A 26,064-nucleotide genomic window follows, 5' to 3' on the forward strand; every position below is an offset into this window, starting at 1 on the left:
GACAGCCGCAGGGCACGGAACGACCAGCCCGGCGAGACCGAGCCGTCCCGGAGGTCGAAGGAGGCCTGGTGCCGGGGGCAGTGCAGTCGGCCTGCCGCGCAGTGGCCGAGGGACAGGTCCGCCCCCTCGTGCGGACAGGCGCGCTCGGCGGCCACGATCCGCGTTCCGTCCCGCACCAGGATCAGCTGCCGCCCGCCGATCCGGACCGGGGTGAGGGCCGGGCCGGAGAGGAGGCTCGCCGGCCCCAGATAGGTCGGGCCCGGCCGCGCCTCAGCCACCCAGATAGGCTTCCCGCACGTGCGGGTCGGCGATGAGGGCCGCACCCGTGCCCTCGAGGACGATGCGGCCGGTCTCCAGGAGGTAGGCGTGGTCGCAGAGTTCGAGGGCCGCGAAGGCGTTCTGCTCCACCAGCAGCACGGTGGTGCCCGCGTCGCAGATCGCCCGGATGACGGCGAACATCCGCTCGACGATGTTGGGGGCGAGCCCCAGGGAGGGCTCGTCGAAGAGCACGAGGCGCGGGCGCGCCATCAGGGCGCGGCCGATGGCCAGCATCTGCTGCTCGCCGCCCGACAGGGTGCCGGCGGCCTGCTGGCGGCGCTCGGCGAGGCGCGGGAACTCGCCGTAGATGCGCTGAAGGTCCGCCGCGATGCCGGCCCGGTCCCGGCGCAGATAGGCGCCCATGGCGAGGTTCTCGGCGACCGTCATCTGCGGGAAGACGCGCCGTCCCTCCGGGCAATGGGCGATGCCCGCCTCCAGGATGCGCCGGGGCTCGGACCCCGTGATGTCGCGCCCGTCGAGCCGGATGGCGCCGGAGCGGGCCGGCACCAGCCCCGAGATCGCCCGCAGGGTGGTCGACTTGCCGGCGCCGTTCGCGCCCACCAGGGCCACGAGCTGGCCCTCGCGCACGTCGATGGTGAGCCCTTTCAGGGCGGTGACGTGGCCGTAGCCGCAGACGAGGTCGCGGATCTCAAGCATGCGCGGCCTCCCGGGTGTCCGCCGATTGCTGGGCCTCGGCGATCGCCCGGCGGGCGGCGCTGCCCTGGCCGAGATAGGCCTCGATCACGGCGGGGTCGTTGCGGATCGCCTGGGGCGGTCCCTCGGCGATCAGCCGGCCGTAATTGAGGACGACGATGCGGTCGGAGACCTCCATCACCATCGGCATGTCGTGCTCGACCAGCAGGAGGGTGACGCCGCGCTCTCGGATCTGCCGGATCAGGCGCACGAAGACCCGGGTCTCCGAGGCGTTCATGCCCGAGACCGGCTCGTCGAGGAGGAGCATGGCGGGCTCGGTGGCGAGCGCCAGCGCCACCCCGACGAGGCGCTGCTCGCCGTAGGCCAGCGCCCCGGCCTTCTCCTGCGCCCGCCCCGAGAGGCCGACCCAGTCGAGGAGCGCCTCGGCGCGTGCCCGCCGGCGCCGTTCGCCGGCGCCTGCGCGGCCGATCAGCGTGTCGAGGAGGCGCGTGCGCGGCGCGGCCGCTCCCTGGCGGTGCAGGCCGATCATGACGTTGTCGAACACCGTGTCGTCGGGAAAGACGCTGGTGCGCTGGAAGGTGCGCGCGAGGCCGAGGCGGGTGATCGCGTGCGGCGCCAGGCCCGCCAGGCCGGTGCCCCGGAAGCGGACCTCGCCCTGGCTCGGCTTGAGGAAGCCCGTCATCACGTTGAAGGCGGTGGTCTTGCCTGCCCCGTTCGGGCCGATCAGGCTGACGATCTCGCCCTCCCGCACGTCGAAGTGCAGGTCCGCGATGGCCACGAGTCCGCCGAAGCGCACGCCGACATGGTCGACGGAGAGGATCGCGCTCATCGCGGCACCACCGGGCTGGCTTCGAGGACGGGGGCCCGTGCCGGCCGGGCGCGGGGCACGAGCCTGGCCAGACCCGGCACGATCCCGCGCGGCATCACGTACAGGATCACGATCAGCACGATCCCGTAGACGATCCACTGGGCCTCCGGCGCCATCACGGGGCGCAGGCCCACGGGCAGCAGGCCGAAGATCAGCCCGCCGATCACGGGGCCCAGCAGCGTGCCCTTGCCGCCCGCCACCACCATGATGACCATGCTGACGGTGGTGGAGAACAGGAACACGTCGGGGTCGATGATGCGCAGGTAATGCGCGTAGAGGCTGCCCGCCGCGCCCGCCATGGCGGCCGAGATCACGGTCGCGATGGTCAGCGTACGGGTGGCGTTGATGCCCACCGAGAGCGCCAGGGATTCGTTCTCCTTCAGGCCCCGCATCGCCCGGCCGAAGCGCGAAGCGACGAGGCGCGCCACGACGAGGTAGCAGAGGGTGCCGACGGCGAGCACGAGGTAGTAGTTCTGCAGCTTGGTCCGCAGGGTCCAGGTGCCGAGGCCGGGCAGGCCGAGGCTGATCGCCGGAATACCGGTGAGCGCCAACGGCCCTTGCGTCAGTTCCACCCAGTTGAGGGCGACGAGGCGCACCACCTCGGCGAACGAGATCGTCACGATGACGAAGTAGGCCCTCCGCACCCGGAAGGAGAGGCGCCCGATCAGCCAGCCGCAGGCGCCGGCCGCCAGGATCGCCAGCAGAAAGCCCACGACCGGCGGCCAGGGCTCGTGGACCACGCGGGTGCCGAAGCCGATCTCCACGTCGAAGCCGAGGCTGGTGAGCGCGCTCACGTAGGCGCCGATGCCGAAGAAGGCGATGTGGCCGAGGCTGAGCTGCCCGGTGAAGCCGAGCAGCAGGTTCAGGCTCATGGCGCCGATGGTCAGGATGCCCGTCGTGATCAGCGCGTTGAGCAGGTAGGGGTTCGCGGTCAGCCCCAAGGGCAGGACGACGAGGCCCGCGAGGAGCGCGAAGGCAAGCAGCCGGCTCATCCGATGCGCTCCGCCTTGGCGAACAGGCCCGTCGGCTTCACTAGCAGCACCGCGATGATGATGAGGAAGCCCATGGCGTCCCGGTAGCCGGAGGAGATGTAGCCGGCGCCGAGTTCCTCGGCGAGCGCCAGGATGAAGCCACCGATGGCCGCCCCGGTGACGTTGCCGAGCCCGCCCAGGATGACGATGGCGAAGGCCTTCAACTCGGCCAGGCCCCCCATCTGCGGGAACACGACGTAGACCGGCCCGAGCAGGGCACCGGCGGCGGCCGCGAGGGAGGACCCGAGCGCGAAGGTGGCGGTGTCGATGAGGCGCACGTTGACCCCCATCAGGGCCGCCGTATCGGCGTCCTGGAAGGCGGCCCGCATGGCGAGCCCGAGCTTCGTGCCGTTGATCAGCGCGTAGGTGAGCGCGATCAGGCCCAGCGCCGCCCCGAGCACGAACAGGCGCAGCCAGGAGACCGAGACCGGGCCGATCTGGAGCGGCGCCTCCGGAAAGGGCGACGGGATCGCCTTGGCCACCCCGCCGAAGATCCACAGGGTCGCCGATTGCAGGGCGATGCCGGCCCCGATCATCACCAGCATGGTGGTATCGATGTCGGCCCCCCGGAAGGGCCGCAGCAGCAGCCGCTCGATGGCCGCCCCGAACACGAGGCCGCCGAGGATCGCGACCGGCAGCGCCAGGAAGAAGTTCAGCCCAAGCGCGGCGACCGCGAGGTACATCAGGTAGGCGCCCACCGTGTAGAGCGCGCCGTGGGTGAAGTTCACCACGTTCATGATGCCGAAGATCAGGGTCAGCCCGATCCCCAGGAGGGCGTAGGTGCCGCCCAGGATGAGCGTGTTGACGAGGTGCTGGATCAGCTGGTCCATGGGCGGCCCCGGGTTGTCGTGGATCGGCTCAGGCTCGCCCTCCCGCGCGCGGGAGGGCATGGGGGTGTCAGAGCGTCGGCACGACGACGCGGCCGTCCTTGATCTCGATGAGGTAGACGTCGGGCTTGCTCTGGCCGCTCTCCTTCCCGGCGGGGCCGGCCTTGGCGAAGCGGATCGGGCCGTTGAGACCCGTGAAGTCGACGGACCAGAACGCCTTGGTGATCGCCGCCGGCTCGGCGGAGCCCGCCTTCTCGATGGCGTGGGCGATGGCCCGGATGCCGTCGTAGCCGCGGAAGCTCTCGGTGACGCCCGCGAAGGCGAAGCCGCGCTTCTTCCACTCGGCGATGAAGCGCTCCGTCGCCTTCGGGTCCGGGGTCTTCTCGGGCAACCAGGGCAGGAAGGTGGTCAGGTGCAGGGTGCCGTCGGCGGCCGAGCCGGCCTGCGCGATGATCTGGTCGGGGTTCTGCGAGCCGCCGGTGGTGATGACCCGCTTCTTCAGGCCGAGCGCCGCCATCTGCTTGAACAGGAGCACGAGCTGGTCCACCGCGCTCGTGATCATGATGGTGTCGCTGTCGGAGGCCTTGAGCTTGGAGAGCTGGGCGCTCATGTCCTGCGCGCCCTGGTCCATGGTCTCGGTAAGGCCGACCTGGACGCCCTTGTCCTTCAGCATCTTCCCGAAATCGGCGGCGGCACCCCGCCCGAAATCGTTGTTGAGCACGAGGAAGTCGGCCTTCTTCATGCCGAGCTTGGCCACCATCGGCGCGAAGGTCTCCGCCTCCAGCGCGGAGGGTGGCGAGATGCGGAAGACGAAGGGATTGCCCGAGGTGGTGATCTTGCCGGACGAGGAGGTCTCGACCAGCATCGGCACTCCGTAGTCGATGAGCTTGGGCATCACCGCCAGCGTCAGGCTCGAGCCCCAGGCGCCCATCAGCACCGGGGTCTTGTCGCTGGTGATCAGCTTCTCGGCCACCGCCGCCGCTTCCGTCGGGTTGCTCTTGTTGTCCTCGACGATCAGCTCGATCGTCTTGCCCAGCACGCCGCCCCGGGCGTTGATCTCGTCGGCGGCGATCTTCGCGCCGTTGACCACGTAGGTGCCGGAGGCCGCGAACGGCCCGGTCAGCGGCTCGTTGACGCCGATGCGGATCGTGTCCGCCCGCGCCCCCGTGGCGGCCAGCGCCAGCAGGATCGCGGTCGTGACGGTGAACCTGCTGGGCATTCGCGTATCTCCGGTGCGGGGGCTGGGGTGGAATCGGATCAGGCGCGGCCGAGCCAGGCCGCGAGGCGCGCCCGGGCAAGGCCGAGGAGGAGGCGCAAGGGGTTTAGGCCGGCCGGCGCCGGGGCCTCGGTGCCGGAGAGGCGGGCATCGACCGCGCGGGCGAAATCGCCCGCGATGCGGCCGGCGAGGTCGCGCACGAGGCCGGGACGGCCGAACTGCGCGAGGGGCCCGATCAGGGTGTAGCCGACATCCAGGGCGACACGGGCCGTGCCCGGCGCCGGACCGGGCTCGACCCGGTAGCGCAATTCGCCCTCGGTGGCCGAGCGCCCGCCCGCGTCGCTGCCGGCGCCCCGGACCGAACCGGCGCGTGCGGCAGGGTCCCGTGCGATGCGGGCGCTGCCCCGGAAGGTCGCGGCGATCGGCCCGATCCGGACCTGAAGGCCGCCCTCGACCGTGTCGGGCTCAGGCCGGCCCGTGAGGACGGCGCCGGGCAGGCAGGCGGCCACGGCCTCGATATCCCCCAGTAGGGCGAAGACGGCGTCCGGCGGGTGGGACAGGTCGATGACCTGCGTGAAGCGATGGGCGGGCGCGAAGGTCGTCGCCGGTGTCTGCGCCCGGGCGGGCGCGACCCGGTTCTCCGTGACCCGCGCGGCCTGCGGGCGGGCGCCGACCGTTTCGCCGATGCGGGCGCCGACGGGGCCGAGGGCGCGCGCGCCGCCGGTCTCGGGCCGGATGTCTTGGGCGCGGCGCTCGGCGATGACGGCCATCACCGCCCGCACGATGCCGGCGTAGCCCGTGCAGCGGCAAAGGTTGCCCGAGAGGCCGACCCGGATCCGGCGCTCGTCGGCCTCGGGCAGGCGCAGGACGAGGTCGCGCGCGGCCACCAGCATGCCGGGGGTGCAGTATCCGCACTGGAGCGCGTGCTCGCGGTTGAAGGCGGCGCGCAGCGCGGTGGCGATCGGGTCGTCGTCCAGGCCCTCGATGGTGGTGACGGTGGCCCCCGCGCAGGCGCCCGCGAAGGTGAGGCAGGCGCGCGCGGGCTCACCGTCGAGGAGCACGGTGCAGGCGCCGCAGACGCCGTGCTCGCAGCCGAGATGCGTCCCCGTCAGGTTCAGGTTCTCGCGCAGCACGTCGCCGAGATGGCTGCGCGGCTCGGCCTCGATGCGCAAGGACCGTCCGTTCACCGTCAGCCCGAGGGCGATCCGGCCCGTGGCGGGCTCGGCCAATCCGGCGCTCATGCGGCCTCCGGGACATGCGAGAGGGGGAGCTTTCCGGCCTGCGCCACCGCGCGGGCCAGCACCGTGACGTGGACGTGGCGCTCGACCGGGTCCGCCATGCCGGCGGCGATCAGGGCGGCCTCCGCCGCGCCGGGCTCGAAGCGCGCGGCGAAATCCGGGCCGATGCGGCCGCCGAAGAGCGGACGGGCATCGGCGAGGAGCACGGGCGCCCCCTCGACGGCGCCGATCACCGCGCGTCCCCGGCCGGCCCCCGGCTCCAGGCGCACGGCCCCGATGGCGTGGGCGAACTCGCCGATCTTGGCGCAGTGCTTGACGTAGCCCCAGGCCGCGCCCGGCGGCAGGGCCGGCACGCGCACCGCCACCAGGATCTCGGCCGGTCCGAGCGCCACCTCCAGCGCGCCGGTGACGAAGCGCTCGACCGGCAGGGTGCGGCGGCCCGTGGGACCGGCGATCTCGACCTCGGCGCCGAGCGCCATCAGCGCGCTCACCCAATCGGCGGCCGGGTCGGCATGGACGAGGCTGCCGCCGATGGTGCCCCGGTTGCGCACGGGCCGGTAGGCGATGGCCGAGGCCACCCGCTGCAGGGCGCCCCCCGTGAGGTCGGGCACGCGCCCGTCCTCGATGTCGGCGTGGGTCACGCATGCGCCGAGCACGAGGGTGCCGGCCTCGACGCGGGCCTGACGCAACTCCGCGATCCCCGTGATGTCGAGGATCAGGTCCGGCTCGACGAGGCGCAAGGCCAGCATCGGCCCCAGCGACTGTCCGCCCGCGATCAGCTTCACGCCGCCTTGCGCCGTCGCGAGGCGGTCGAGCAGGGCGGCGAGGCTCGCCGGGCGCTCCCAGGCGAAGGGGTTGGGCTTCATGCGGCCTCCCGTGCGGACTCGGCGCCGGTGCGGGCGGCCAGCACTGCCTCCACGATCCGTCGGGGCGTGACGGGGGAATGCAGCATCTCGACGCCGAGCGGGGCCAGCGCGTCGTTGATCGCGTTGGCGAGCGCGGCCGGCGGCGCGATGGCGCCGCCCTCGCCGATGCCCTTCTGGCCGAAGCGCGTGTAGGGCGAGGGGGTCTCCATGTGCTCGATGCGCGCCATCGGCACCTCGGCGGCGCCGGGCAGCAGGTAGTCGGCAAACGTCGAGGCCAGCGGCTGGCCGCGGGCGTCGAAGCGCATCTCCTCGTAGAGGGCGGTGCCGATCCCTTGAGCGAGGCCGCCATAGATCTGGCCGTCGACCACGAGGGGGTTCACCAGGGTGCCGCCATCCTCGACGATGACGTAGTCGAGGATCTCGATCGCGCCGAGGTCGGGGTCGACCGCGACCACGACCGCGTGGGCCGCATAGGAGAAGGTGCCGGAATCGCGCTGCGGCTTGTAGCCGGCGGTGACCTCGAGGCCACCCGGATCGGTGTCGGGGCCGAGGTCCTGCGGGCGCCGGTACCAAGTGCGGGCGATGGCCTCCAGGGAGATGTCGCCGGTGGGGCCGACCACGTGGCCGCCGGCGAAGTGGCATGCCTCGGGGCTTGCCTGGAGCAGGTGGGCGCCGATCCGCACCGCCCGGTCGCGCAGGGTCTCGCAGGCGGTGGCGACCGCGCCGCCGGCCATCACCATCACGCGCGAACCCCAGGAGCCGGTGGAGTAGGGCGTCATCGCGGTGTCGCCGTGGACGAGGCGGGTGCGCGCCACCGGCAAGCCCAGGATCTCGTGGGCGACCTGGGCCAGCGTCGTCTCCAGGCCCTGGCCGTGGGAATGCGCGCCGATGCGGAGTTCGAGGCCGCCGTCCGGCGTCAGCCGGGCGGAGGCCTGCTCGTGGCCCGGCACCATCGGAATGCCCCAGCCGGAATAGACCGAGGTGCCGTGGGCCGCCTGCTCGCAATAGACCGACAGGCCGAGGCCGATGCGGCGCCCGTCCGGTTCGGACGCGCGTTGGCGGGCGCGGACGCCCTCGACGTCGATGGCCCTCAGCGCGCGGGCGAGCGCCTGCGGATAGTCGCCGCTGTCGAAGTGCTTTCGGGTGATGTTCTCGAACGGCATCTGCTCGGGCCGGACGAGATTTTTTTCACGCACGACCTCGGGCGCGACGCCCGCCTCGCGGGCGACCGCGTCGAGCACCAGTTCGAGGGCGAAGCAGACGCCGGTGCGGGCGACCCCCCGGTAGGGCAGGATCGGGCACTTGTTGGTGGCCACCGACCAGGTGCGGCAGCGATAGCTCGGGAAATCGTAGGGGCCCGGCAGGATGCTGGCGACCTGCGCGGCCTCCAGGCAGGCCGAGAACGGATAGGCCGAGTAGGCGCCGGAATCGACGGTCGCCTCGCAGTCGATGCCCCGCAGCGTGCCGTCGCGCTCCGCATAGGCCGTGATGCGGTAATGGTGCTCGCGGCAATTGGCGTTGGCCGTGAGGTGCTCGCGCCGGTCCTCCAGCCACCGCACCGGATGGCCGAGGCGCAGGGCCAGCCAGGTCAGCGCCACGTCCTCGGCGAGCAGGATCGCCTTGTAGCCGAAGCCGCCGCCGACGTCGGGCGAGACGATGCGGATGCGGCCCTGCTCGAGCCCCAAGCATTCCGCCAGCCCGTTGCGCACGACGTGGGGCATCTGGCTCGCGGTATGGACGACGACCTGGTCGAGGCGGTGGTCGAGATGCACCACGGTGCCGCGTCCCTCGATCGGTGCCATGCATTGGCGCCCCGTCGAGATCGTGCGGCTGACCTTGATCGGCGCGTCGAGCGCGGAGGCGATGTCGATGTCGACCAGGGTCTCCAGGTAGACGTTGTCGCCCCAGTGCTCGTGGACGAGGACGGAGCCGGGCTCGCGCGCGGCCAGCATGTCGTGGATCGCCGGCAACTCCTCGAGATCGAGAACGATGGCGGCGGCGATGTCCTCGGCCTCGGCCCGGGTCGGGGCGATGCACATCGCGACGAGCTCGCCCACCTGCCGGACCTTGCCCGTGGCCAGCACCGGTTGCTCCGAGGCCTTGAAGCCCGGCAATCCCGAGACCGCCCGGATCGGCTGCACGCCGTCGAGGTCGGCGGCCGTGAAGACGCGGTCGCGATAGGCCTCCGGCACGTGGATGGCCCGGATGCGGGCATGCGCCAGGGGGCTGCGGACGAAGGCCACGTCCTGCATCCCGGGTAGGCGGATGTCGCCGACGAACTGCCCGCGCCCGCGCATCAGCCGGTCGTCCTCCTTGCGGGGGAGGGGGGCGCCGACGCCCTCCTGGCGCGGCGGAACCGTGCCCGCGGCGCTCATCGGGCGCCTCCGAGGAGGTCCTGCGCGGCGCGCACCAGCAGGCCGTCGGGCCGGCGGAATTCGTTGAGGATCGAGAAGTGGTCGGCGCCGGGCACCGGCAGCAGGGCGCCGGGTAGGTGGGCGGCGGCGCGCAGGGCGTGGAGGTTGCGCGCGTCGTGGACGAGGGCGGGCAACTCGCGGCTGCCGTAGGCGATCGTGAGGGGCTTGTCGACGACGGGGCGCCGCAGGGGCGAGAGCGTCTCGACCTCCGCATCCGTGAGCCCGAGCTTGTCGTCGAGGTAGGTCTCGCGGATCGGGGCGAGGTCGTAGACGCCGGAGATCGCGAGGCCCGCCGCCACCGCCGGGTGGCCGAGCTGCATCGCCGCGAGCTGGGCGCCGGCCGACCAGCCGGACAGCACGAGGGGGCCGGCGATCCCGTGCGAACGCCCCCGCTCGGCGAGCCAGTCGAGGGCCGCGCCGATTTCGGCGACGATCCCCGCGAGACTGGATTCCGGGGCCAGGGTGTAGCCCGGCATCGCCACCGACCAGCCGGCCGCGTTGAGCCCTTCCGCGAAGCAGGCGAAGTCGGCCCGCGCGTTGCGCTGCCAGTAGCCGCCATGGACGAAGACGAGGCAGGGCGCGCCGGCTTGCGCGGCCGGGTAGAGGTCGAAGGCGGTGCGCTCGCTTTCTCCTGTGCCGCGGGCGCTTGCTGCATAGGGGATGTCGAGGTGATGGCCATGCGCGCCCCGGTAGGCCGCCGAGGCGGCGTTGCGGGCGGCGACCTGCGCGGCGCTGTCGGGCACGCCCGCGTTGTTGTCGTAACAGGTGCCGCGCGCCGCCCGGTCGAGGTCGCCCCAGCGGCGGCGCGGGTCGGCGGGCGTCGGGTCGTCGAGGCGGAAGGCGATCATGGACACTCCCTCAGGCCGCGATCGCCTGGGGCAGGATCGGCGAGTCGGCCTCGAAGCGCCGGCCCGCCCGCAGGCAGAAGGCGGGGCGCAGGAGCCGGTCGGCGACGACGCGGGTGTCCTCGTTGTCGCGCAGGAGGAAGCGGCCGCGATCGTCGTGCAGCACCGAGACGTCGGCCGCGAACCCCACCGTCAGGGCGCCGATGCGGTGGCTCATGCGCAGCATCTCGGCCGGGTGCGTGGTCACCATCGGCACAACCTCCTCCAGCGGGATGCCCAGCGCCATCATCGAGCTCATCGCCTGGGTGAGGCTGAAGCGGGCCTGGCCGAGGAAGGGGTGGTTCTCGTCGTCGTGGTGCTCGTCCGGGGTGCCGGCGGGTTGGGGCACCTCGGTGTTGTAGCCGTGCATGTCGGCGCCCAGCGTGTAGGGGATCACGCCGGCCGGCAGCGAGGCGCGGGCGACCCGGTAGGAAAAGTGGCTGCCGTGGCCGACATCGACCTTGAGCCCCGCATCCATCGCCCGGCGGATGATGTGGTGGACCTCGCCGGCCTCGTTGATGAAGCCGCCGGGATGGCGGGTGAAGGGGTGGGCCAGCACGTCGCCGGGGCGCAGCAGCGGAATCACCCGCTCGACGATGGTGTCGGCGTCCTCGCCGTTGGCGCCGGATTCCGGCAGGCCCCAGAGCTGGCCGAAATGCACGTAGAGCGGGAGATCGGCCTGGCGGCTGATCTCGGCGGCCATCTCCATGACGCGGATGCCCCAGCGGGCGAAACCGCCGATCTCGGCATGGCCCTTGATGCCGCGCACGAGGTCGCGGTTCTCGGTGGCCGACTTCACCGTGGCGTCGATGTCGACGCCGTCCGGGCTGTAGAGGTTCGGGTAGAAATGCCCCTCGAGGCCGCCGACGAGGTAGGCCGACAGGAAGGCCAGTACCTGGGTGTCGGCCCGCTCGGCGATGAAGTGGCGGAAGCCCGGCAGGGTCATGCAGGACGGACCGCCCTGGTCCACCACGGTGGTGACGCCCGAGCGCACCCCGACCATGTCGGGGTTCAGGCCGAAGCGGCCGGTGACGTACTGGTAGACGTGCGCGTGGGTATCGATCATGCCGGGCAGGACGAGCTTGCCCGAGACGTCGACGGTCTGGGCGGCGGAAGAGGGCAGGATCGCCGCCTCCACCGCGGCGATGCGCCCGTCGCGGATCGCCACGTCGCGGATGCCATCGATGCCGGAGGCGGGGCAGATGACGCGGCCCCCGCGCAGGAGCAGATCGTAGCGGCGCGGATCAGGATTGGATTCGACCATCACTCGACCTCGTGATCGCGGCCGGTCGCTCCCGGCCCCGTTCTTGCCAAAATTTGCCCGACCAAAAGCGAAGCATGCTTCGTATCTCGGCTTTGCACGGGGCGTGCCAAGTTCGGAGCCGTCCTGGGGAACGCGTCGATGGAGCAGGTCTCGGGGGTTACTGCGGAGGGACCACTGGCGCGGGAGGGCGGGCCGGAGGGGGCGGCGCCGTGGCCGCTCTCGGAGCGGCCCGGATTCCTGGCGCGCCGGATGCACCAGATCCACGTCAGCCTTTTTGCTGAGCGGTGTGCCGATTTTCGCGTCACGCCGCTGCAGTACAGCCTGCTCTCGCTGCTGCGGCAGCTACGGGAGGCCGACCAGACCACGATCGCCGAAGCCGTCGCCCTCGACCGCACGACGACGACGGGCGCCCTGAAGCGCCTGGCGGCGCGGGGGCTGGTCGACCGCACGACCTCGCCCACCGATCGCCGCGCGCAGATCTGCCGCCTGACGGCGGCGGGTGAGGCACTTCACGGGGCGATGGAGGCGGCGGCCCGGGAGGCGCATGCCCGTACGGTGGAGGCTCTCTCGGAAGCGGACCAGGCCCACCTCATCCGCCTGCTGAGGCAGGTCGTTTCCGCGCACGACGACCGGAAGGGCGAGGCCGATCTCGGCTGAGCATCCCTCGCCGAAAGGGTCACGGGTTCCGCGTCGGGGAATCGCGCCTCGTCGACAGGCGGCCCGGATGCGCAGCGGTCACCGCCCGCCGAGGGAGGCGGGCTGTCCCGGCAGCGGCAGGCGGTAGCCGGTGTCGGCGAGGCCGTCGCCCTCGACGCGGTACACGCCCAGCGTCCGGTCGACGTAGTTGCCGACATAGACGTAAGCCCCCGAGGGACTGAACACGATGCCCTGGGGCACCGCCCCGGCCTCGGCCTCGGCCACCCGCCGGACGCCGTCCGGCCCGATGGCCAGGAGCGCCACCGCGCCGGTCGGCGTGTAGCCCGGGCTCGTCCGCGCCGCGCTCGCTCCCCGCACCACCGAGACCGCCGCGTGGCGGCCGTCCGGCGCGATCGCTAGGGCCTCCGGCGTGTCGCCGATCCCCAGATGGTCGACCACGACCGGGCGGGCGGCATCGGCCCGGATCACGCTCACGGTGTCGGCATGGCCGTCGCTCGGCTCCGGTCCGGTGTTGCCCGTGAGGGCGAGGCGTCCGTCCGGCGTCACGTCGAGCCCGTAGACGCCCGGCCCCACCGGCATGTCGAGGGCGGGATCGTAGCGCAGGGCCGTGCCGTCGATGGCGAGGACGCCGATCCGGCCGGCCTTGTTCTTGGCGACGAAGGCCCGTTTGCCGTCGGGGGCGAACGCCACCGCCGCGGCCTCGTCGCCGACCTCCACCGTCGCGACGGTGCGCACGACGGTGCCGCGGATGCTCAGGGCGGTGACGCTGCGCCCCTCGCGGTTGGCGACGAGGGCGAGGTCGCCGGCCCGGTTGATGGCGAGGCCGGAGGGCTGGCGCCCAACCGTCAGGGTCTCGACCAGCCGCGGGGGCTCGGTGCTCAGGTCGATGACGTGGAGCCGGTCGTCCGCACGCGCGTACCAGGCCGTACCCTCCGGGCGCATCAGGACCGAACTGGCCACGAGCCCCAGGCGGCCGTCCGGCGTGACGCGCAGGTTGGTCGGCGGCCCGTAGACCGAGTTGTCGAGGGGAAGGGTGTGGACGAGGCGCGGGCGCGCCTCGTCGCCGACGTCGAGGATCCCGACCGCATCGTGCCCGTTCGGCCCGTTCCGGCCGCCCTCCGGATCAAAGAAGGTCTTGCCGTCGAGGCCGACCAGGATGCGGGACGGTGCCTCGGCCGCCGGCACGCCCGCCGGGGCGGCCAGGATGAGGGTGCCCAGAAGCGCGGTGCGCGTGAGCCTGTGTGCGAGCCATCGTCTCATCGCGAGGACATAGGGCGGGAGAGGGACGGCGCACCTCCGGCGCTCGATGTTTCTCCGATGCCGTGGCCGGCCGATGCGCCCGGACGGGCTCAGGACGGATCGCGATCGTCCGTCAGCGGGCGCCGATAGATCAGGGTCTCCGCCAAGTACAGATCCAGGTTCGAGAAGGATCGAGACCTCCGCGTGACCGCCGCCCAGTTCTCGGCGACCCGGCGGGCTTCGGTCTCGTCGCCGGCCGCGAAGGTCAGGCTCTCGCTGCGCAATTCGGATTCTGTATAGAGATGGGCCGTGTAGATCTCGCGTCGGCCTTCTGGGGGCATCGAGGATGTGTCCGGGCGCTCGTCCAGGTTGAGGCCAAGATCTTCAATAAGTTTCGCGCCGCCGCCGCAGAAGCCGGATTGGTTCGGTATCCCTGATGAGCAGTACCTACGGTACGCCCGCGATTTTCATGGGAAGACCCGCCACGGCCGGGGGGCGGGCGGGTCCGAGGGGGGAGCCCAGGGTCGCTACAGGCTCAGGAAGGCGTTGGCCGAGCCCACGACCGTGAAGGCGAGGCCACCGATGAAGGCGGCGGCCATCGCGTAGGAGAAGCCCTTCAGCAGCATCGGGTTGTCCCTCTCCCGTCCGATCAGCAGCGATTCCCGCCCGAGGTCTGGCCGTATTGCTGCGTGGGGAAGTTCTGCTGGTTGGCGTTGCCCTCGGCGGCCGAGCTCATCGGGCAGCTGTAGGGGTTGCGCAGGGGGGCGACGCGGCGGGGTTCGAACGAGCCCGTGGTCTCGACGTCGTAGGGCGCGAACCCGGTGTAACGGGAGGGGCTGTCGTAAGCCATCGCGGACGAGATCGGAGCAACGCCAAGGACAAGGGCGGTGGCAAGAGCGGCGATACGGGTCTTCATAATGGCTTTGTCTCTCCAGTTTCGTACGAACCAGGTCTCTGATCCGTTTCTGTCTGTCTGAACTGAAGATAGGAAGCCGTTTTCATTCTCGACGTGTCGCACGACACATGATGGGCCCTCAGGCTGAGTCTCTCAGAACGCCCGATCGCGGTCGGTTCTTGCGTTTCAGCGCGACGGTGCGGCGGATGTTTTGGGAGGAACATCAAAGCGGGGCCCGAACGCGCCCTTGTCAGGGCCCGGAATAGGGGCCCCGGAACAGGTCGCCCAAGGCCTTGCGCCGGAACAGGGTATGCCAGCGCCGGCGACGGTGTTCGGGCCGGTCGTGGTTCATGTGGCAGCGCTGGCAGAAGGCCGCGAGGTTCCGGGCGGCGTTGTTGGCGGTGTCGTGGTCGCGGTGCGCGGCGGCCAGGACAACGCGGGTCGTGCGCACCGTGCCGAGGACGTCGTCGGCCCCGACCGCGAGGCAGATGAAGCGGCCCGCGCCGTCGCGCCACGAGCCTTCCTGCCCATCCCACCAGCGGCCATCCCCGAGGTGGAAGACGCGCTGGCCATGCGGGCGGGCGCAGACCTCGCACCGGCCCCGCGCCCGCTGGAAGCGGATGACGGCGGAAAGCTGCGGCCAGTCGATCGGGTAGAAGAAGCGGTGCTCGCGCCGGATCGGCATCGGGGTCAGGCCCGTCCCGGCAACGGTGCGCCCGGGCGCGCCGCATCCCCGGCGCGGGCACGCCGAGGGTCGCGGGTCTGGTCGGGGGCTGGGGCAGGGGCGACGGGCATGCCCGGATCATCGTTCGGCGGCGCGGTCGCGGCAACCGAAAACCGGGTCCGCCCGTCTCCGGCCGCGTGGAGGCGGGCGGCACCGAGGCCTGCGCTCACGGGGCGCCGGCCCAGGGCGCGGCGGACAGGACCTGCGTCAGGTAGGCGATCAGGGCGGTGACGCGGGCCGGGCGCAGGTCCCCGGGCGGCATCACGATGTGCAGGGCGATCGGCGGCAGGGACCAGTCCGGGAGCACGCGCTCCAGGCGGCCGGCCTTCAGGTCGTCCCAGATCATGAAGTCGGGCTGCACCGCGAGGCCGAGCCCGGCCCGCAGGGCAGGCGCCAGGGCCTCGGCATTGTTCGCGCGCATCGGTCCCTTGGGCACGAGCGCGGCCTCGGCGCCGTGGTTGTCCGTGAAGCGCCAGCGATCCGGCGTCGGCAGGTAGGCATAGCCGAGGCAGGCGTGGTGGATCAGGTCGTCGGGATGCTGCGGCCGGCCGTGCCGCTCCAGGTAGCCGGGCGTGGCCACCAGGGAGCGGCGCACGGCGCAGAGCTTGCGGGCGCGCAGAGACGAATCCGGCAGCGCGGCGATCCGCAGGCCGATGTCGAAGCCGCCGCCGATGAGGTCCACGACGGCGTCGCTCAGGTGCAGGTCCACCGACACGGCGGGGTGGCGGCTCAGGAAATCCGGCAGGTGCGGCGCCACGTGCAGCACCCCGAAGGACATGGGTGCTGCGAGCCGCACGAGGCCCTGCGGCTCGGACGCGCCCGCGATGGCCTCCGCCTCGGCGGTCTCGCCCTCCGAAAGGATACGGGCGGCTCCCTCACGTGCGGCCTGTCCCGCCTCCGTCAGGGCGAGCTTGCGCGAGGTGCGGTGGAACAGGCGCGCGCCGATGCGGGCCTCCAGGCGACCGACCGCCTTCGAGACGGTCGCCTTCGACAGGCCGAGATCGGAGGCGGCGCGGCCGAAGGAGCCTGTCTCGACCACCTTGGCGAAGATGGCCCAGGCCTCGAAATCGGGAAGACGCATGAGGTTGATCCTGGAAACGATGCGTTTCCATCGTTTCTATTTCATCGTCACCTGACGAGCCATACGCTGTCTTCATCGCAAGCAGACCAGCCCCGGGCGACGGAGACGACGATGAGCAAGCCCTATACCCGACTCGACCTCGACCAGGCCGTGGTTCTCCTCGTGGACCATCAGGCCGGCCTGCTCTCCCTGGTGCGGGACATCGAGCCGGATCGGTTCCGGAACAACGTGCTCGCGGTGGCGGACCTGGCCGCCTACTTCCGGCTGCCCACCATCCTGACCACGAGTTTCGAGGAGGGCCCAAACGGGCCGATCATGCCCGAGCTGAAGGCGAAGTTCCCCGATGCGCCCTTCATCGCGCGGCCCGGCCAGATCAACGCCTGGGACAATCCCGATTTCGTGGCGGCGATCCGGGCGACGGGCCGGCGCCAGCTCGTCATCGCCGGGGTGGTGACGGAGGTCTGCGTCGCCTTCCCGGCCCTGTCGGCCATCGCGGAGGGCTTCGAGGTGTTCGCGGTCACCGACGCCTCCGGCACCTTCGACCCGCTGGTGCGGGACGCCGCCTGGAACCGGATGTCGGCGGCGGGCGTGCAACTGATGACGTGGTTCGGCGTCGCCTGCGAACTCCACCGCGACTGGCGCCGCGACGTGGAGGGGCTGGCCGGCCTGCTGTCGAACCACATCCCCGACTACCGCAACCTGATGACGAGCTACGGTGCGCGCAAGGGCGCGATCCCGCAGGGCGTCGCTCCCCAGGGCCCCTCGGCCGCCTAATCGTTTCCCCGGCGCGCGGGGTCTGTGCCCGGCCGGGGAATCACCGCACGTTGGACCGCAGAACCCTGCTTCGAGAGGATTGACCCATGAGTTGGCACGGCGCGGACGATCCGATCCCGGGGGATCACTTCACCTGCGACGCGATCAAGACCCTGATCGTGCCGCGCTCGCGGGATCTCGGCTCCTTCGCGGTCCGGCGCGCGCTCCCCTCCACGGAGTGCCGGATGGTCGGGCCGTTCATCTTCTTCGATCAGATGGGTCCCTCGGAGTTCCTCCTCGGCCAGGGCATGGACGTGCGGCCCCACCCCCATATCGGCCTCTCGACCGTGACCTACCTCTTCGAGGGCGAGATCATGCACCGGGACAGCCTGGGCACCGAACTGCCGATCCGCCCGGGCGAACTCAACTGGATGACGGCGGGCCGGGGCATCACCCATTCGGAGCGGACGGGGGCCGGCCTGAGGGCCACGGGCTCGCGGCTGTTCGGCCTCCAGAGCTGGGTGGCGCTCAGCGGGCGGGACGAGGAGACCGCCCCCGCCTTCGAGCATTACGAGGCCGAGGCCCTGCCGATCCTCACCGGCGAGGGCAAGCAGGTCCGGCTGATCGCGGGCGAGGCCTTCGGGGCGCGATCCCCTGTGCGGACCTCGAGCCCGATGGTCTACGCGGACGTGGCGCTGGAGGCCGGTGCCGTGCTGCCCCTCGACCCGACCTACGACGAGCGCGCGATCTACACCGTCTCGGGGGCGATCGAGATCGCCGGGGACGGGTTCGGCCCCGGCCAGCTCCTCGTGTTCAATCCGGGCGACCGGATCTCCGTGCGGGCCACGCAGGCCGCCCGCTTCATGGTGCTGGGCGGCGAGCCGATGGACGGGCCGCGCCACCTCTGGTGGAACTTCGTCTCCTCGCGGCCCGAACGGATCGAGCAGGCCAAGGAGGATTGGCGCCAGGCCCGCTTCGACACCGTGCCGGGTGAATCCGAGTTCATCCCGCTGCCGGAGCAGCCGGCGCCGGTGCGTTATCCTTGAAGTCGCCGTACGCGACCGACGGGCGGGACATCGCTTCCTTAACCAAAGCGATCGTATGCCGGAGATACCTGTACTCCGGTCTTCGCGAGCCCCGCCCGATGAGCCACCATTCCGAAACGCTCGTGATCGGCGCCGGGCCGGCCGGCCTCACCGCCGCCTACCTGCTGGCCAAGGCCGGACGCTCCGTAGCGGTCCTGGAGCGGGACCCCGTCCAGGTCGGGGGCATCAGCCGGACCGTCTCGCACAACGGCTACCTGTTCGACATCGGCGGCCACCGCTTCTTCTCGAAATCGAAGGCGGTGGTCGACCTCTGGGACGAACTCCTGCCCGACGACTTCATCGAGCGGCCGCGCCTGTCGCGGATCTTCTACAAGGGCAAGTACTACGCCTACCCGCTCAAAGCCTTCGAGGCCCTGCGCAACCTCGGGCTCATCGAGAGCGCCGCCTGCGTGGCCTCCTACCTGTATGCCCGCGCCCGGCCCATCGCCGAGCCCAAGAGCTTCCACGACTGGGTCCGCAACCGCTTCGGCGAGCGCCTGTTCTCGATCTTCTTCAAGACCTACACCGAGAAGGTCTGGGGGATGTCCTGCGACGACATCTCGGCGGACTGGGCGGCCCAGCGCATCAACGGCCTCGACCTCGGCGCCGCGATCCGCGACGCGCTGGTGCGTTCCCTCGGCCTGCGCAAGGCGCCCCGCGCGGGCGAACCCGTGATCAAGACGCTGATCGAGTCGTTCCGCTATCCCCGCAAGGGGCCGGGCATGATGTGGGAGGCCGCCGCCGCGAAGGTCCGGGCCAAGGGCGGCACCCTGCACCTCGACCGTGGCGTGGACCGCCTACATTACGACCCCCGGACGATGCTCTGGACCGTGACCGCCAGGGGCGGCGACGGCACGTGCGAGACCTTCACGGCCCGCAACATCGTCTCGTCGGCGCCTTTGCGCGAACTCGCCGGCGCGATCACCCCGGCCCCGCTCAGCACCTTCCAGGCGCGGGCGCTGCAATACCGCGACTTCCTCACCGTGGCGTTGATCGCCCGCTCCACAAAGGATTTTCCCGACAACTGGATCTACATCCACGATCCCAAGGTGCAGGTCGGGCGCGTCCAGAACTTCCGCTCCTGGTCGCCCGAGATGGTGCCGCACGCCGACCACACCTGCCTCGGCCTCGAATACTTCTGCTTCGAGGGCGACGGCCTCTGGACCGCCTCGGACGAAGACCTCATCGCCCTGGCCAAGCGCGAGATCGGACAGATCGGGCTGATCCGGCCCGAGGACGTGGTCGATGCCTGCGTCGTGCGCCAGCCCAAGGCCTACCCGGTCTACGACGCGGACTACAAGGCGCATGTCGCCACGATCCGGCGCGATCTGGAGAGGGCCTATCCAAGCCTGCACCTCGTCGGCCGCAACGGCATGCACAAGTACAACAACCAGGACCACGCGATGATGACCGCGATGCTGACCGTGGAGAACATCCTCTCGGGCGAGCGCCGCTACGACCCCTGGTGCGTGAACGAGGACGCGGAATACACCGAGGCCGGCGTCTCGGGCGCCGCCGGGGCGCTCACCAGCGAGCGCCAGGTTCCCCGCCGGGCCGCCTGAGGGCACGGGGCGGGCGCGATGGCCCGGTCGGGAGAGCGGGCGGACCGGTCGTCCGCGCCGGAGGCCGCCTCGCCCTCCACGGACCGGCGCGGTGGCGTCTGGCCCATTCTCGGGGCGGCGGGCCTGTACGGGCTCCTGCATCCCTATCGCGGCATCGACGGCGATGCCCGCCTCTACGTCGGGCGGGCGCTCGCCGACCTCGACCCGGCCGGCATCGGGCGCGACCTGATGTTCGTCCATGACGGCCAGTCGCGCTTCAGTCTCTTTCCCCTCCTGCTGCGGGGGCTGGTGGAGGCTTTCGGCCCCGCCCAGGCGGCGCTCGCCGTCAGCCTCGCCGGGCTCGTAGCCTGGTTCTGCGCCGCCGCGGCCCTCGCGGCGGGTCTGGCCGGGCGCGGGCGCTGGCTCGTCCTCGCAGCCATGGCGGCGCTTCCGGCCTCGTACGGCTTTCCCGGGGTCTTCCGCGTGGGCGAGGCCCTGGCGACGCCCCGTACCCTCGCGGAGGCCGCCGTGCTCGCGAGCCTGGGAGCCTGTGCCGCCGGGCGCGACCGGCTCGCGGGCCTGCTCGCCCTCCTGGGCTGCCTCGTCCACCCGATCATGGGTCTGGCAGGGGTCGCGGTCCTCGCCCTCGTCCTCGCCGCGCGGGATCGACGCTGGCTGATCGCCCTCGTCGCGCTGCCCCTGGCGGCGCTGGCCGCCGCCGCCCTGGGGCTGCCGCTGTTCGACCGGCTGCTGCAGGGACTCGACCCCGAATTCTCCGCCATCCTGCGCCTGCGCTGCGCCGACCTCTTCCCGTCCTTCTGGCCCGGCGCGGCCTGGGGGCCGATCGTGGTTCAGGGGGCCTCGATCCTGGTCGGCGCCACTCTCGCGCCGTCGCGGGTCCGGCCGATCCTGTACGCGGCCCTGGGGGCGGGGCTCACCGGCGTCGCCGTGTCCGCCCTCTTCGGCGACCGCTGGCCCGTGCTCCTCATGGTCCAGCTCCAGCCCTGGCGCTTCCTCTGGCTGACCGCCGTGGTGGGGGCCGCCGCCTTCGGTCTCTGCGCCGCCGGCCTGTGGGGGCGGAGGGCGGACCGGCTCACCCTCGGCCTCCTCGCCCTCGGCTGGCTGTTCGCGGACGATCTCGTCATCGCGGCCGGCGCGGGCGCGATGGCGCTCGCCCTGCACACCGCCCTGCGCCGGACCCGGATCGATCCGACCCCCCGGGTGATCCTCGTGACCGGCACGCTGATCGGCGTCCTGGCGGCGAGCCGGCTGGTCTTCGAACTTTCCGCGCTCACCTGGCTCCTCGGCCATCGGGACGAGGGGGCCGAACTCCGCCTCGGCGTGATCCGCAACTTTTCCCTCGTGCCGACCCTGGCGGTCGGTGGCGGGCTCGTCTGGACGCGGGCGGCCGGGCACCGGGGGGCCCGGATCGTCCTCGGCGCGGGGCTCGCCCTCGCCCTCGTCGCCCTCTGGGACGAGCGGACCGTGACGGCCCGCGCGATCGAGGCGCGTACGGCGCTGCCCGGCTTGGCGGCGACCGTCGCGCATCGGCCCGGCGCGGTGCTCTGGCTCGACGGCGAGGCCCAGGCCTGGCTCCTGCTGTCACGCGCGAACTGGAGCAGCAACCTGCAGGGCGCCGGCATCGTGTTCTCGCCCGTCCTGGCCCGGACCTGGGCGGAGCGGATGGATCGCCTCATCGCGGCCGGTCTCGCCGCGCCGAATGACCGCGCGCCGTTCCACCCGGCCGGCCCCCGCCGCCCCGACGACCCGCCGGCCGCCGCGGTCGCGATCCTCTGCGCCGCGCCGGATGCGCCGGCCTGGATCGTCGTCCCCTTGCGGGAGCGCCAGGATCTGCCCGGAAACGCCGGGATCTTTCCGCTCGCCGCACCCGTCGTCACCGCGCGCACCAGGCCGGAGGGCGTGTCCTGGCACCGGACGGTGGCCTACGGCCTGCTGCCCTGCCGGGGCTGACGGCGCCGGGCTTTCAGGACCGCAGCAGGACGGTCAGTCCGCACAGGACGGCGATCGGGAGCGCGACGCAGCCGAACGACCAGGCGGCGACGCCGAAGGCGCCCGCCAGGGCGCCGAGCGCGAAGGCGAGCACCGCCGGCAGCATCCGCCGCATGCGCAGGCGGGCGGGCCCGTCCGGCGCGACCGCGCCGCGCGCCCAGTCCACGAGGTCGATCACGGCCTGGGTGACGTTGATCGTCATCACGGTGGTGGCGGCCAGATGCGGCAGGCCGAGGCGCCCGATCGCGTTCTGGACCCCCATCGCGGCGACGCCCAGCATGCCCACCGACACCGCCGCGACGCCGTCGGGCGAGCCCAGGGGCGTGAGGGCGAAGCCCGCGAGGCCGAAGCCCGCCAGCAGCAGCACCTCGAGGGCGAGGAGCCAGGGCAGGGGTGCACGTCCGCGCCGTTCCAGGCCGAGGGCGAGCAGGCGCGCGCCCGCCACCGCGAGGACGAAGGCCGGCAGCGCGAGGAGCTTGGCGACGACCCCGGACGAGGTCGAGACGAGTTCGGCGCCGATCATCACGAAGTTTCCCGTGACGTGAGCCGTGAACAGGCCCGCCAGGGCGATGAACGCCGCCGCGTCGACGAAACCCGCCACGAAGGCGAGGCCGGTCCCGGCATAGAAATCCCTGTCGAAGGCGCGCCGCGTCTCCGCCCGGGCCGCCCCGGTCTCCGGTGTCCGTGCCATCTCGTATCTGCCCGGTCGTGCTGTTCGGAACGACCGGTTGTCTGGCCGAAAGCCCGGCGAAGCGGAAGTGGCGGCGCGGACACCTCGTGCGAAACCTTGCCGCTGGCGCGGATCGACATGAACCGGGAGCGGTGCCGCTCGTTGTGTGAGGATGACCCGTACCCCATCCGATCCGAACCCCATCGCGCAGGCTCGTCATCGCGAACTCGCCATCGAGCACCTGCTCTTCGGCACCATCCAGCATCTCGCCCGGCAGAACCCGGACCTGCTGACGGCGCTCGAGGGGAGCCTCGATCACCTCTGGGACAAGGCCGACGACGAGACCCGGGACGACGAGGCCGTGCGTGACGTGGCCCGCCGCTTCCTCAAGAGCCTGCAGGCCGAGCGCTAGAACGAGCGCGGGCCGGCACCGATGTCACCGGAGACGTTCCCGTAGCGGGGCGCGTTCCAACCGCAGGAGGTTCTCATGTCCGCATCCCTCGTTCGCCACGCCCTGGTGGCCGCTCTCGTGTTCGGCACGTCCGGTGCCGCCCTCGCGCGCGGCGGCGGCAGTGGCGGCGGCGATGGCCTGTCGCCCTACGCGGCGCTCAGCGGCAACGACCGTTCGGCGGGCGTGAACAACGGGAATTATCGGTCTCCCGCCCTCGACCCCTATCTCGGGGCCTACGAGGGTCGTTACGACCGCCCGGTGCGGGAGCGCTACCGCCCGAGCCGGCAGCCCTATTACGGTTATCCGTACTGACGGGTGCTTCCGGCTCCGCGGTCGATCCGAGCCGATGAGAGGGATCTGGGCATGCCCTGGGTCGTCGAAGTCCTGTCCTCCGGGATGCGACCGCTGGCCATTAATGCATGACTGGATCGCGGCGACGAGCCGTCTCCATCCCGCGATGACCGCGCGACAGGCATTCGCCTCGCAGGACCGTTCCGCGCGACGGAATATGCGCGCGCGCCGATCCATCGCCGCGTTGCCGCGTTCACCGTCGGAACGGCCGCGATTCCCGCCGCCGGGAGCCTTCCATGGACACGAACCGCCTGCCCGCCTCCGCCTTCGGAGCGCCCGCCGTCCTGCTTTCCGGACCCGTCGACCACGAGATGTACCGGAATTTCCGGAGCCAGCTCGATGCCGCCGTCGAGCGTGATCTGGTGGTGGTCGAACTGACGACGCTGGGCGGCGATCCCGAGGTGGCCCGGATGATGGGCGAGGACATCCGCTTCAACACGGATCTCTCGCCGAACCGTCGCTTCGTCTTCCTCGGCAAGGCCGCGATCTACTCGGCCGGCACCACCTTCATGAGCTTCTTCGCGCGGCCCAACCGCTATCTCACCCGCGGCACGCGCCTGATGATCCACGAGCGCAAGCTCGCCAAGGAGATCAAGCTCAACGGCCCCCTGACCACCTGCGTCGCCTCGGTGAAGGCGGCCCTGCACGAGATCGAATGCTCGATCGAGATCCAGAACGAGGGCTTCGCCAACCTCGTGCGGGATTCGCAGGTGAGCCTGGACGAAGTCCTCCGGCGGGCACCGGAGAACTGGTACATCGAGGCGGAGCGCGCGCAGGAACTCGGCCTGATCGAAGCCGTGCTCTGAGGCCGGCTTCCCCTCAGCGGGGGGACAGGTCCGGATGCGGATCGTCCTCGCCGCGCGCGTCCCCGAGCGGCTCGCCCGGCGTCACCGCCGTGCGGGCGGCCCGCCGGCTCAGGGCGCGTTCGCTCGCCTCCTGACCGCACTTCTCCACGTGGACCACGCGGTTGACGACCTGGAGGTTCGGCGCCCCCCAATAGTCGAGGAGGGTCGGCCACGGGGCGTCGCGGTGCTCGCGCCAGACGCGGTAGAGCGGTACGCGGTGGTCGACCTCGGCGGTCTTGAACAGGCGTTTGCCCGAGGCGGCGCAGCGGTGGCGCTGGCGCGCCTTGAGGGCCTTCACCTGGTCGCTCGGCGCCACCCAGAGCTTCCAGGCGGTGACGCAGGCCGCGTGCCAGCGGGCGTTCTTGTTCGGTGCGCCCGCGTCCCAGAGATCGCGGTGCCAGCCGAAGCGATAGACCGGCTGCCCGCAGATGCAGCAATGGCCCTTGCCGCGCGCGTGCGCGGGCTCGCGGAAGGGCGAGGGCGGTAGGCGGAAGGTCGCCGCGAGGCCGGAATCCTTGCCCGTGCCCAGCCGCCACGTCCATCCTTCGGGATGCCCCGAGCGCGTGGCGAGGGCGCGGGCGAGGCGGTCGGCGCGCAGGAGATGCGCGCGCCAGTAGCTCTCGACCGCCAGGCGCGGCGTCGGCGGGATCAGCGGGCGCGCCAGCGCGTGCTGGAGCACCGGGGCCGGAAAGCATGCCGGCAGCGCCCGCTCGAGGCGCGCGCGGGCCGCGACGTTGCGCGTCGCCCGCCACTCGGAGGCGGTGCTCACGCCTCGCTGAGAACGCGGTCGTCGGTCGGACGGACAGCCGTCACGCCCGCCTGCGGCGGCCGGCCCGCCACGGCGTCGGAGAGCCGGTTCAGGCGCCGGCCGAGATCGACGACCTCGTTCAGCGCGATGGACTTCTCGCCGTTCTTCACGGCGCGGGTGATGTCGCTCAACTGCAGCTTGGAGATGCGGAGCAACTCGGCGGCCAATTGGTCTCGGGTCATCATGCGGTTCGCGGGGTTCCTGTCGTCGCGGATAGTCGAGGCGTAAGGCTCATGGGTTACCGAGGCGTTGCGGTGGGAGACCGCCCGCCCGGTCCGGGCGGGACCGGGATCGCGCCATGGCCGGGTCTCGGGTCCCTTCAGCGTTCGAGGACGCCGAACCACGACGCGACGGGATCGATGACCCCGGCGGCCACCGAGGCCGCCCACGCCCTGGCCCGTTCCGTCAGGCCCCGGCGCCCGCCCCGGCCGCCGCCGGACGGCTCCGCGCGCATCGCGGCGGCGACATAGGCGTCCTCGCCCGCCCGGCACTCGTCGAGGGCGCTGCGCTCGGAAGCCGCCCGGCTCTGGGTCCTCGGCTGGCGCCGGAACGCCTCCCGCACGCAGTCGTGCCATTCCTGCTCCAGGGCGGCGAGATCGTCCGGCGGAGCCGACGAGGTCCCGGCCGACGCGCCCTCGCCGGCGAGTCCGATCGACAGGAAGGCGGTGAGGACAATCATGCGCATGGCGCGCTTATGGCCGATTCGGCCGTCGTCCGCCAGGAACGTAAGAGCAACATCGCCGAGCCTTCGGGGTCGCGCGACGCGGCCCCGGGCCCAATGCACTCAAGGGTCCGTCGCGCGGGCGCCGGATCGCCGGGCCTCGCGCACGACCTCCTCCGGGGTCGGCGGGTTGGCGGGGTGGTAGCTCAGGCAGAGGGGCGTGCGCAGCTTGGCCGGGCGCCCCGAGCCCTCGCTGGAGAAGTAGAACTCCCCGGCCTTGAGCTTGCCGATGTCGCCGCCTCCGCCCCCGCTCGCCGACAGGATCTCCTGGGCCGCCGCGATGGTGGCGGGCGCGCTCTGTCGGCCGAGGAACTGCGTCGTGCAGTTCGAGACCACCTGGTTGTGGATGCCCTTCGGAACCTGCGTCGCCACGATCATGCCGAGGCCGTACTTGCGCCCCTGCGCCACGAGCTTGATGCCGCTGCCGAGGCTGGGCGCGGCGCGCTGCGCCGGCAGGAAGCCCTGGGCCTCGTCCACCACGTAGAGACGGCCCCGCGGGGACGGGTTCTTCTTGATCCAGCCGAACAGCGTCATCTGGAGGCGGTTGACGAAATCCTCGCGGGCCGCCTCCGAGGCGAGGCCCGACAGGTTGATCACCGAGATGCGCGTGCGCGCCGGGTCGGGCCCCGCGAACAGGTGGCGCGGATCGAGCA

The 26,064-nt window shown here is 72.0% G+C and carries 28 protein-coding genes and 1 pseudogene; 8 read left to right on the forward strand and 21 right to left on the reverse strand.

Translation table 11 applies throughout. From position 1 onward, the window contains the following. The 11 genes from K2X24_RS22825 to K2X24_RS22875 form a co-directional block, all read right to left on the reverse strand. A partial coding sequence (locus K2X24_RS22825; protein WP_292501419.1) for a Rieske (2Fe-2S) protein occupies positions 1-278 on the reverse strand: 278 nt, incomplete at its 3' end. Further along, positions 271-975 carry an ABC transporter ATP-binding protein gene (locus tag K2X24_RS22830; RefSeq protein WP_292501421.1) on the reverse strand — a complete coding sequence of 235 codons (705 nt, stop codon included), beginning with the start codon at positions 973-975 and terminating at the stop codon, positions 271-273. The genes K2X24_RS22825 and K2X24_RS22830, both read right to left, overlap by 8 nt. Then, complete coding sequence (locus K2X24_RS22835) at positions 968-1,801, reverse strand: ABC transporter ATP-binding protein (RefSeq protein ID WP_292501423.1); 834 nt, start codon at positions 1,799-1,801, stop codon at positions 968-970. Before K2X24_RS22835 ends, K2X24_RS22830 begins: the two co-directional genes overlap by 8 nt. After that, positions 1,798-2,832 carry a branched-chain amino acid ABC transporter permease gene (locus tag K2X24_RS22840; RefSeq protein WP_292501425.1) on the reverse strand — a complete coding sequence of 345 codons (1,035 nt, stop codon included), beginning with the start codon at positions 2,830-2,832 and terminating at the stop codon, positions 1,798-1,800. Before K2X24_RS22840 ends, K2X24_RS22835 begins: the two co-directional genes overlap by 4 nt. Further along, entirely contained in the window at positions 2,829-3,701 is an 873-nt protein-coding gene (locus K2X24_RS22845; protein ID WP_238275162.1) for a branched-chain amino acid ABC transporter permease, read from the reverse strand. The genes K2X24_RS22840 and K2X24_RS22845 overlap by 4 nt, the downstream gene beginning before the upstream one ends. 67 nt (positions 3,702-3,768) lie before the next feature. Further along, the gene (locus K2X24_RS22850; protein WP_292501427.1) at positions 3,769-4,917 is read right to left on the reverse strand and encodes an ABC transporter substrate-binding protein; all 1,149 of its coding nucleotides are present in this window, start codon (positions 4,915-4,917) and stop codon (positions 3,769-3,771) included. A 38-nt stretch (positions 4,918-4,955) separates the two neighbouring features. After that, positions 4,956-6,155, reverse strand: a complete 1,200-nt coding sequence (locus K2X24_RS22855) for a 2Fe-2S iron-sulfur cluster-binding protein (protein ID WP_292501429.1) — start codon at positions 6,153-6,155, stop codon at positions 4,956-4,958. Beyond that, entirely contained in the window at positions 6,152-7,018 is an 867-nt protein-coding gene (locus tag K2X24_RS22860) for a xanthine dehydrogenase family protein subunit M (RefSeq protein ID WP_292501432.1), read from the reverse strand. The genes K2X24_RS22855 and K2X24_RS22860 overlap by 4 nt, the downstream gene beginning before the upstream one ends. Beyond that, positions 7,015-9,393: a xanthine dehydrogenase family protein molybdopterin-binding subunit gene (locus K2X24_RS22865; protein ID WP_292501434.1), complete on the reverse strand. Its 2,379-nt coding sequence runs from the start codon at positions 9,391-9,393 to the stop codon at positions 7,015-7,017. Before K2X24_RS22865 ends, K2X24_RS22860 begins: the two co-directional genes overlap by 4 nt. Beyond that, positions 9,390-10,280, reverse strand: a complete 891-nt coding sequence (locus K2X24_RS22870) for an alpha/beta hydrolase (RefSeq protein WP_292501436.1) — start codon at positions 10,278-10,280, stop codon at positions 9,390-9,392. The genes K2X24_RS22865 and K2X24_RS22870 overlap by 4 nt, the downstream gene beginning before the upstream one ends. 10 nt (positions 10,281-10,290) lie before the next feature. Further along, a complete protein-coding gene (locus K2X24_RS22875; RefSeq protein WP_292501438.1) occupies positions 10,291-11,580 on the reverse strand; it encodes an amidohydrolase/deacetylase family metallohydrolase in 1,290 nt (429 codons plus the stop codon). A gap of 138 nt (positions 11,581-11,718) precedes the next feature. Here K2X24_RS22875 and K2X24_RS22880 point away from each other — a divergent pair, with 138 nt between their 5' ends. After that, a complete protein-coding gene (locus K2X24_RS22880) occupies positions 11,719-12,237 on the forward strand; it encodes a MarR family winged helix-turn-helix transcriptional regulator (RefSeq protein WP_292501440.1) in 519 nt (172 codons plus the stop codon). A 78-nt stretch (positions 12,238-12,315) separates the two neighbouring features. Here K2X24_RS22880 and K2X24_RS22885 read toward each other — a convergent pair whose 3' ends face one another. The 5 genes from K2X24_RS22885 to K2X24_RS22905 form a co-directional block, all read right to left on the reverse strand. Next, positions 12,316-13,497, reverse strand: coding sequence for a YncE family protein (locus K2X24_RS22885; protein WP_292501442.1), 1,182 nt, complete (start codon positions 13,495-13,497; stop codon positions 12,316-12,318). Positions 13,498-13,586: 89 nt separating this feature from the next. Continuing rightward, on the reverse strand, positions 13,587-13,817 hold the full coding sequence (locus K2X24_RS22890; protein WP_292501444.1) for a hypothetical protein: 231 nt from the start codon (positions 13,815-13,817) through the stop codon (positions 13,587-13,589). A gap of 308 nt (positions 13,818-14,125) precedes the next feature. Further along, positions 14,126-14,392 (reverse strand): hypothetical protein, encoded by a 267-nt coding sequence (locus tag K2X24_RS22895; protein WP_292501447.1) that lies wholly within the window; start codon positions 14,390-14,392, stop codon positions 14,126-14,128. A gap of 229 nt (positions 14,393-14,621) precedes the next feature. Beyond that, positions 14,622-15,056 (reverse strand): hypothetical protein, encoded by a 435-nt coding sequence (locus tag K2X24_RS22900; RefSeq protein ID WP_238281028.1) that lies wholly within the window; start codon positions 15,054-15,056, stop codon positions 14,622-14,624. Between the two features lie 205 nt (positions 15,057-15,261). Beyond that, positions 15,262-16,176, reverse strand: a complete 915-nt coding sequence (locus K2X24_RS22905; protein WP_292501450.1) for a LysR family transcriptional regulator — start codon at positions 16,174-16,176, stop codon at positions 15,262-15,264. 111 nt (positions 16,177-16,287) lie between these two features. On the opposite strand from K2X24_RS22905, the gene ycaC reads away from it, so the two are divergent. From ycaC to K2X24_RS22925, 4 genes are all read left to right on the forward strand, one after another. Continuing rightward, complete coding sequence (ycaC, locus tag K2X24_RS22910) at positions 16,288-16,950, forward strand: isochorismate family cysteine hydrolase YcaC (protein ID WP_292501452.1); 663 nt, start codon at positions 16,288-16,290, stop codon at positions 16,948-16,950. Between the two features lie 86 nt (positions 16,951-17,036). Next, positions 17,037-17,975 carry a pirin family protein gene (locus tag K2X24_RS22915; RefSeq protein WP_238281031.1) on the forward strand — a complete coding sequence of 313 codons (939 nt, stop codon included), beginning with the start codon at positions 17,037-17,039 and terminating at the stop codon, positions 17,973-17,975. A gap of 98 nt (positions 17,976-18,073) precedes the next feature. After that, a complete protein-coding gene (locus K2X24_RS22920; protein WP_292501454.1) occupies positions 18,074-19,576 on the forward strand; it encodes an NAD(P)/FAD-dependent oxidoreductase in 1,503 nt (500 codons plus the stop codon). A gap of 18 nt (positions 19,577-19,594) precedes the next feature. Next, the gene (locus K2X24_RS22925; RefSeq protein ID WP_292501457.1) at positions 19,595-21,526 is read left to right on the forward strand and encodes a hypothetical protein; all 1,932 of its coding nucleotides are present in this window, start codon (positions 19,595-19,597) and stop codon (positions 21,524-21,526) included. Positions 21,527-21,539: 13 nt separating this feature from the next. On the opposite strand, the gene K2X24_RS22930 is transcribed toward K2X24_RS22925, so the two are convergent. After that, the gene (locus tag K2X24_RS22930) at positions 21,540-22,256 is read right to left on the reverse strand and encodes a DUF1275 family protein (protein WP_292501458.1); all 717 of its coding nucleotides are present in this window, start codon (positions 22,254-22,256) and stop codon (positions 21,540-21,542) included. 151 nt (positions 22,257-22,407) lie between these two features. Between K2X24_RS22930 and K2X24_RS22935 the strand changes: the two genes are divergently transcribed. From K2X24_RS22935 to K2X24_RS22945, 3 genes are all read left to right on the forward strand, one after another. Further along, positions 22,408-22,647 (forward strand): hypothetical protein, encoded by a 240-nt coding sequence (locus K2X24_RS22935; protein WP_238281035.1) that lies wholly within the window; start codon positions 22,408-22,410, stop codon positions 22,645-22,647. Positions 22,648-22,722: 75 nt separating this feature from the next. Further along, positions 22,723-22,998 (forward strand): hypothetical protein, encoded by a 276-nt coding sequence (locus K2X24_RS22940; RefSeq protein WP_292501460.1) that lies wholly within the window; start codon positions 22,723-22,725, stop codon positions 22,996-22,998. A 275-nt stretch (positions 22,999-23,273) separates the two neighbouring features. Next, complete coding sequence (locus tag K2X24_RS22945; RefSeq protein ID WP_292501462.1) at positions 23,274-23,843, forward strand: peptidase S14; 570 nt, start codon at positions 23,274-23,276, stop codon at positions 23,841-23,843. Between the two features lie 13 nt (positions 23,844-23,856). Here the strand turns inward: K2X24_RS22945 and K2X24_RS22950 are convergent, their stop codons facing one another. From K2X24_RS22950 to K2X24_RS22965, 4 genes and pseudogenes are all read right to left on the reverse strand, one after another. Further along, positions 23,857-24,651 (reverse strand): hypothetical protein, encoded by a 795-nt coding sequence (locus K2X24_RS22950; protein ID WP_292501464.1) that lies wholly within the window; start codon positions 24,649-24,651, stop codon positions 23,857-23,859. Next, on the reverse strand, positions 24,648-24,875 hold the full coding sequence (locus K2X24_RS22955; protein ID WP_292501466.1) for a hypothetical protein: 228 nt from the start codon (positions 24,873-24,875) through the stop codon (positions 24,648-24,650). The genes K2X24_RS22950 and K2X24_RS22955 overlap by 4 nt, the downstream gene beginning before the upstream one ends. Positions 24,876-25,009: 134 nt before the next feature. After that, positions 25,010-25,375 carry a hypothetical protein gene (locus K2X24_RS22960; RefSeq protein ID WP_292501468.1) on the reverse strand — a complete coding sequence of 122 codons (366 nt, stop codon included), beginning with the start codon at positions 25,373-25,375 and terminating at the stop codon, positions 25,010-25,012. Positions 25,376-25,474: 99 nt separating this feature from the next. Beyond that, positions 25,475-26,064: pseudogene (locus tag K2X24_RS22965) on the reverse strand (AAA family ATPase); the annotation flags it as partial.

The organism is Methylobacterium sp. (assembly GCF_019750675.1).
In the GTDB taxonomy this organism is placed as follows: Bacteria; Pseudomonadota; Alphaproteobacteria; order Rhizobiales; family Beijerinckiaceae; genus Methylobacterium.

Coding starts and splice junctions, on each gene's coding strand:
- K2X24_RS22830 (WP_292501421.1), bottom strand. CDS start 975: ATGCTTGAGATCCGCGACCTCGTCTGCGGCTACGGCCACGTCACCGCC.
- K2X24_RS22835 (WP_292501423.1), bottom strand. CDS start 1,801: ATGAGCGCGATCCTCTCCGTCGACCATGTCGGCGTGCGCTTCGGCGGA.
- K2X24_RS22840 (WP_292501425.1), bottom strand. CDS start 2,832: ATGAGCCGGCTGCTTGCCTTCGCGCTCCTCGCGGGCCTCGTCGTCCTG.
- K2X24_RS22845 (WP_238275162.1), bottom strand. CDS start 3,701: ATGGACCAGCTGATCCAGCACCTCGTCAACACGCTCATCCTGGGCGGC.
- K2X24_RS22850 (WP_292501427.1), bottom strand. CDS start 4,917: ATGCCCAGCAGGTTCACCGTCACGACCGCGATCCTGCTGGCGCTGGCC.
- K2X24_RS22855 (WP_292501429.1), bottom strand. CDS start 6,155: ATGAGCGCCGGATTGGCCGAGCCCGCCACGGGCCGGATCGCCCTCGGG.
- K2X24_RS22860 (WP_292501432.1), bottom strand. CDS start 7,018: ATGAAGCCCAACCCCTTCGCCTGGGAGCGCCCGGCGAGCCTCGCCGCC.
- K2X24_RS22865 (WP_292501434.1), bottom strand. CDS start 9,393: ATGAGCGCCGCGGGCACGGTTCCGCCGCGCCAGGAGGGCGTCGGCGCC.
- K2X24_RS22870 (WP_292501436.1), bottom strand. CDS start 10,280: ATGATCGCCTTCCGCCTCGACGACCCGACGCCCGCCGACCCGCGCCGC.
- K2X24_RS22875 (WP_292501438.1), bottom strand. CDS start 11,580: ATGGTCGAATCCAATCCTGATCCGCGCCGCTACGATCTGCTCCTGCGC.
- K2X24_RS22880 (WP_292501440.1), top strand. CDS start 11,719: ATGGAGCAGGTCTCGGGGGTTACTGCGGAGGGACCACTGGCGCGGGAG.
- K2X24_RS22885 (WP_292501442.1), bottom strand. CDS start 13,497: ATGAGACGATGGCTCGCACACAGGCTCACGCGCACCGCGCTTCTGGGC.
- K2X24_RS22890 (WP_292501444.1), bottom strand. CDS start 13,817: ATGCCCCCAGAAGGCCGACGCGAGATCTACACGGCCCATCTCTATACA.
- K2X24_RS22895 (WP_292501447.1), bottom strand. CDS start 14,392: ATGAAGACCCGTATCGCCGCTCTTGCCACCGCCCTTGTCCTTGGCGTT.
- K2X24_RS22900 (WP_238281028.1), bottom strand. CDS start 15,056: ATGCCGATCCGGCGCGAGCACCGCTTCTTCTACCCGATCGACTGGCCG.
- K2X24_RS22905 (WP_292501450.1), bottom strand. CDS start 16,176: ATGCGTCTTCCCGATTTCGAGGCCTGGGCCATCTTCGCCAAGGTGGTC.
- ycaC (WP_292501452.1), top strand. CDS start 16,288: ATGAGCAAGCCCTATACCCGACTCGACCTCGACCAGGCCGTGGTTCTC.
- K2X24_RS22915 (WP_238281031.1), top strand. CDS start 17,037: ATGAGTTGGCACGGCGCGGACGATCCGATCCCGGGGGATCACTTCACC.
- K2X24_RS22920 (WP_292501454.1), top strand. CDS start 18,074: ATGAGCCACCATTCCGAAACGCTCGTGATCGGCGCCGGGCCGGCCGGC.
- K2X24_RS22925 (WP_292501457.1), top strand. CDS start 19,595: ATGGCCCGGTCGGGAGAGCGGGCGGACCGGTCGTCCGCGCCGGAGGCC.
- K2X24_RS22930 (WP_292501458.1), bottom strand. CDS start 22,256: ATGGCACGGACACCGGAGACCGGGGCGGCCCGGGCGGAGACGCGGCGC.
- K2X24_RS22935 (WP_238281035.1), top strand. CDS start 22,408: ATGACCCGTACCCCATCCGATCCGAACCCCATCGCGCAGGCTCGTCAT.
- K2X24_RS22940 (WP_292501460.1), top strand. CDS start 22,723: ATGTCCGCATCCCTCGTTCGCCACGCCCTGGTGGCCGCTCTCGTGTTC.
- K2X24_RS22945 (WP_292501462.1), top strand. CDS start 23,274: ATGGACACGAACCGCCTGCCCGCCTCCGCCTTCGGAGCGCCCGCCGTC.
- K2X24_RS22955 (WP_292501466.1), bottom strand. CDS start 24,875: ATGATGACCCGAGACCAATTGGCCGCCGAGTTGCTCCGCATCTCCAAG.
- K2X24_RS22960 (WP_292501468.1), bottom strand. CDS start 25,375: ATGCGCATGATTGTCCTCACCGCCTTCCTGTCGATCGGACTCGCCGGC.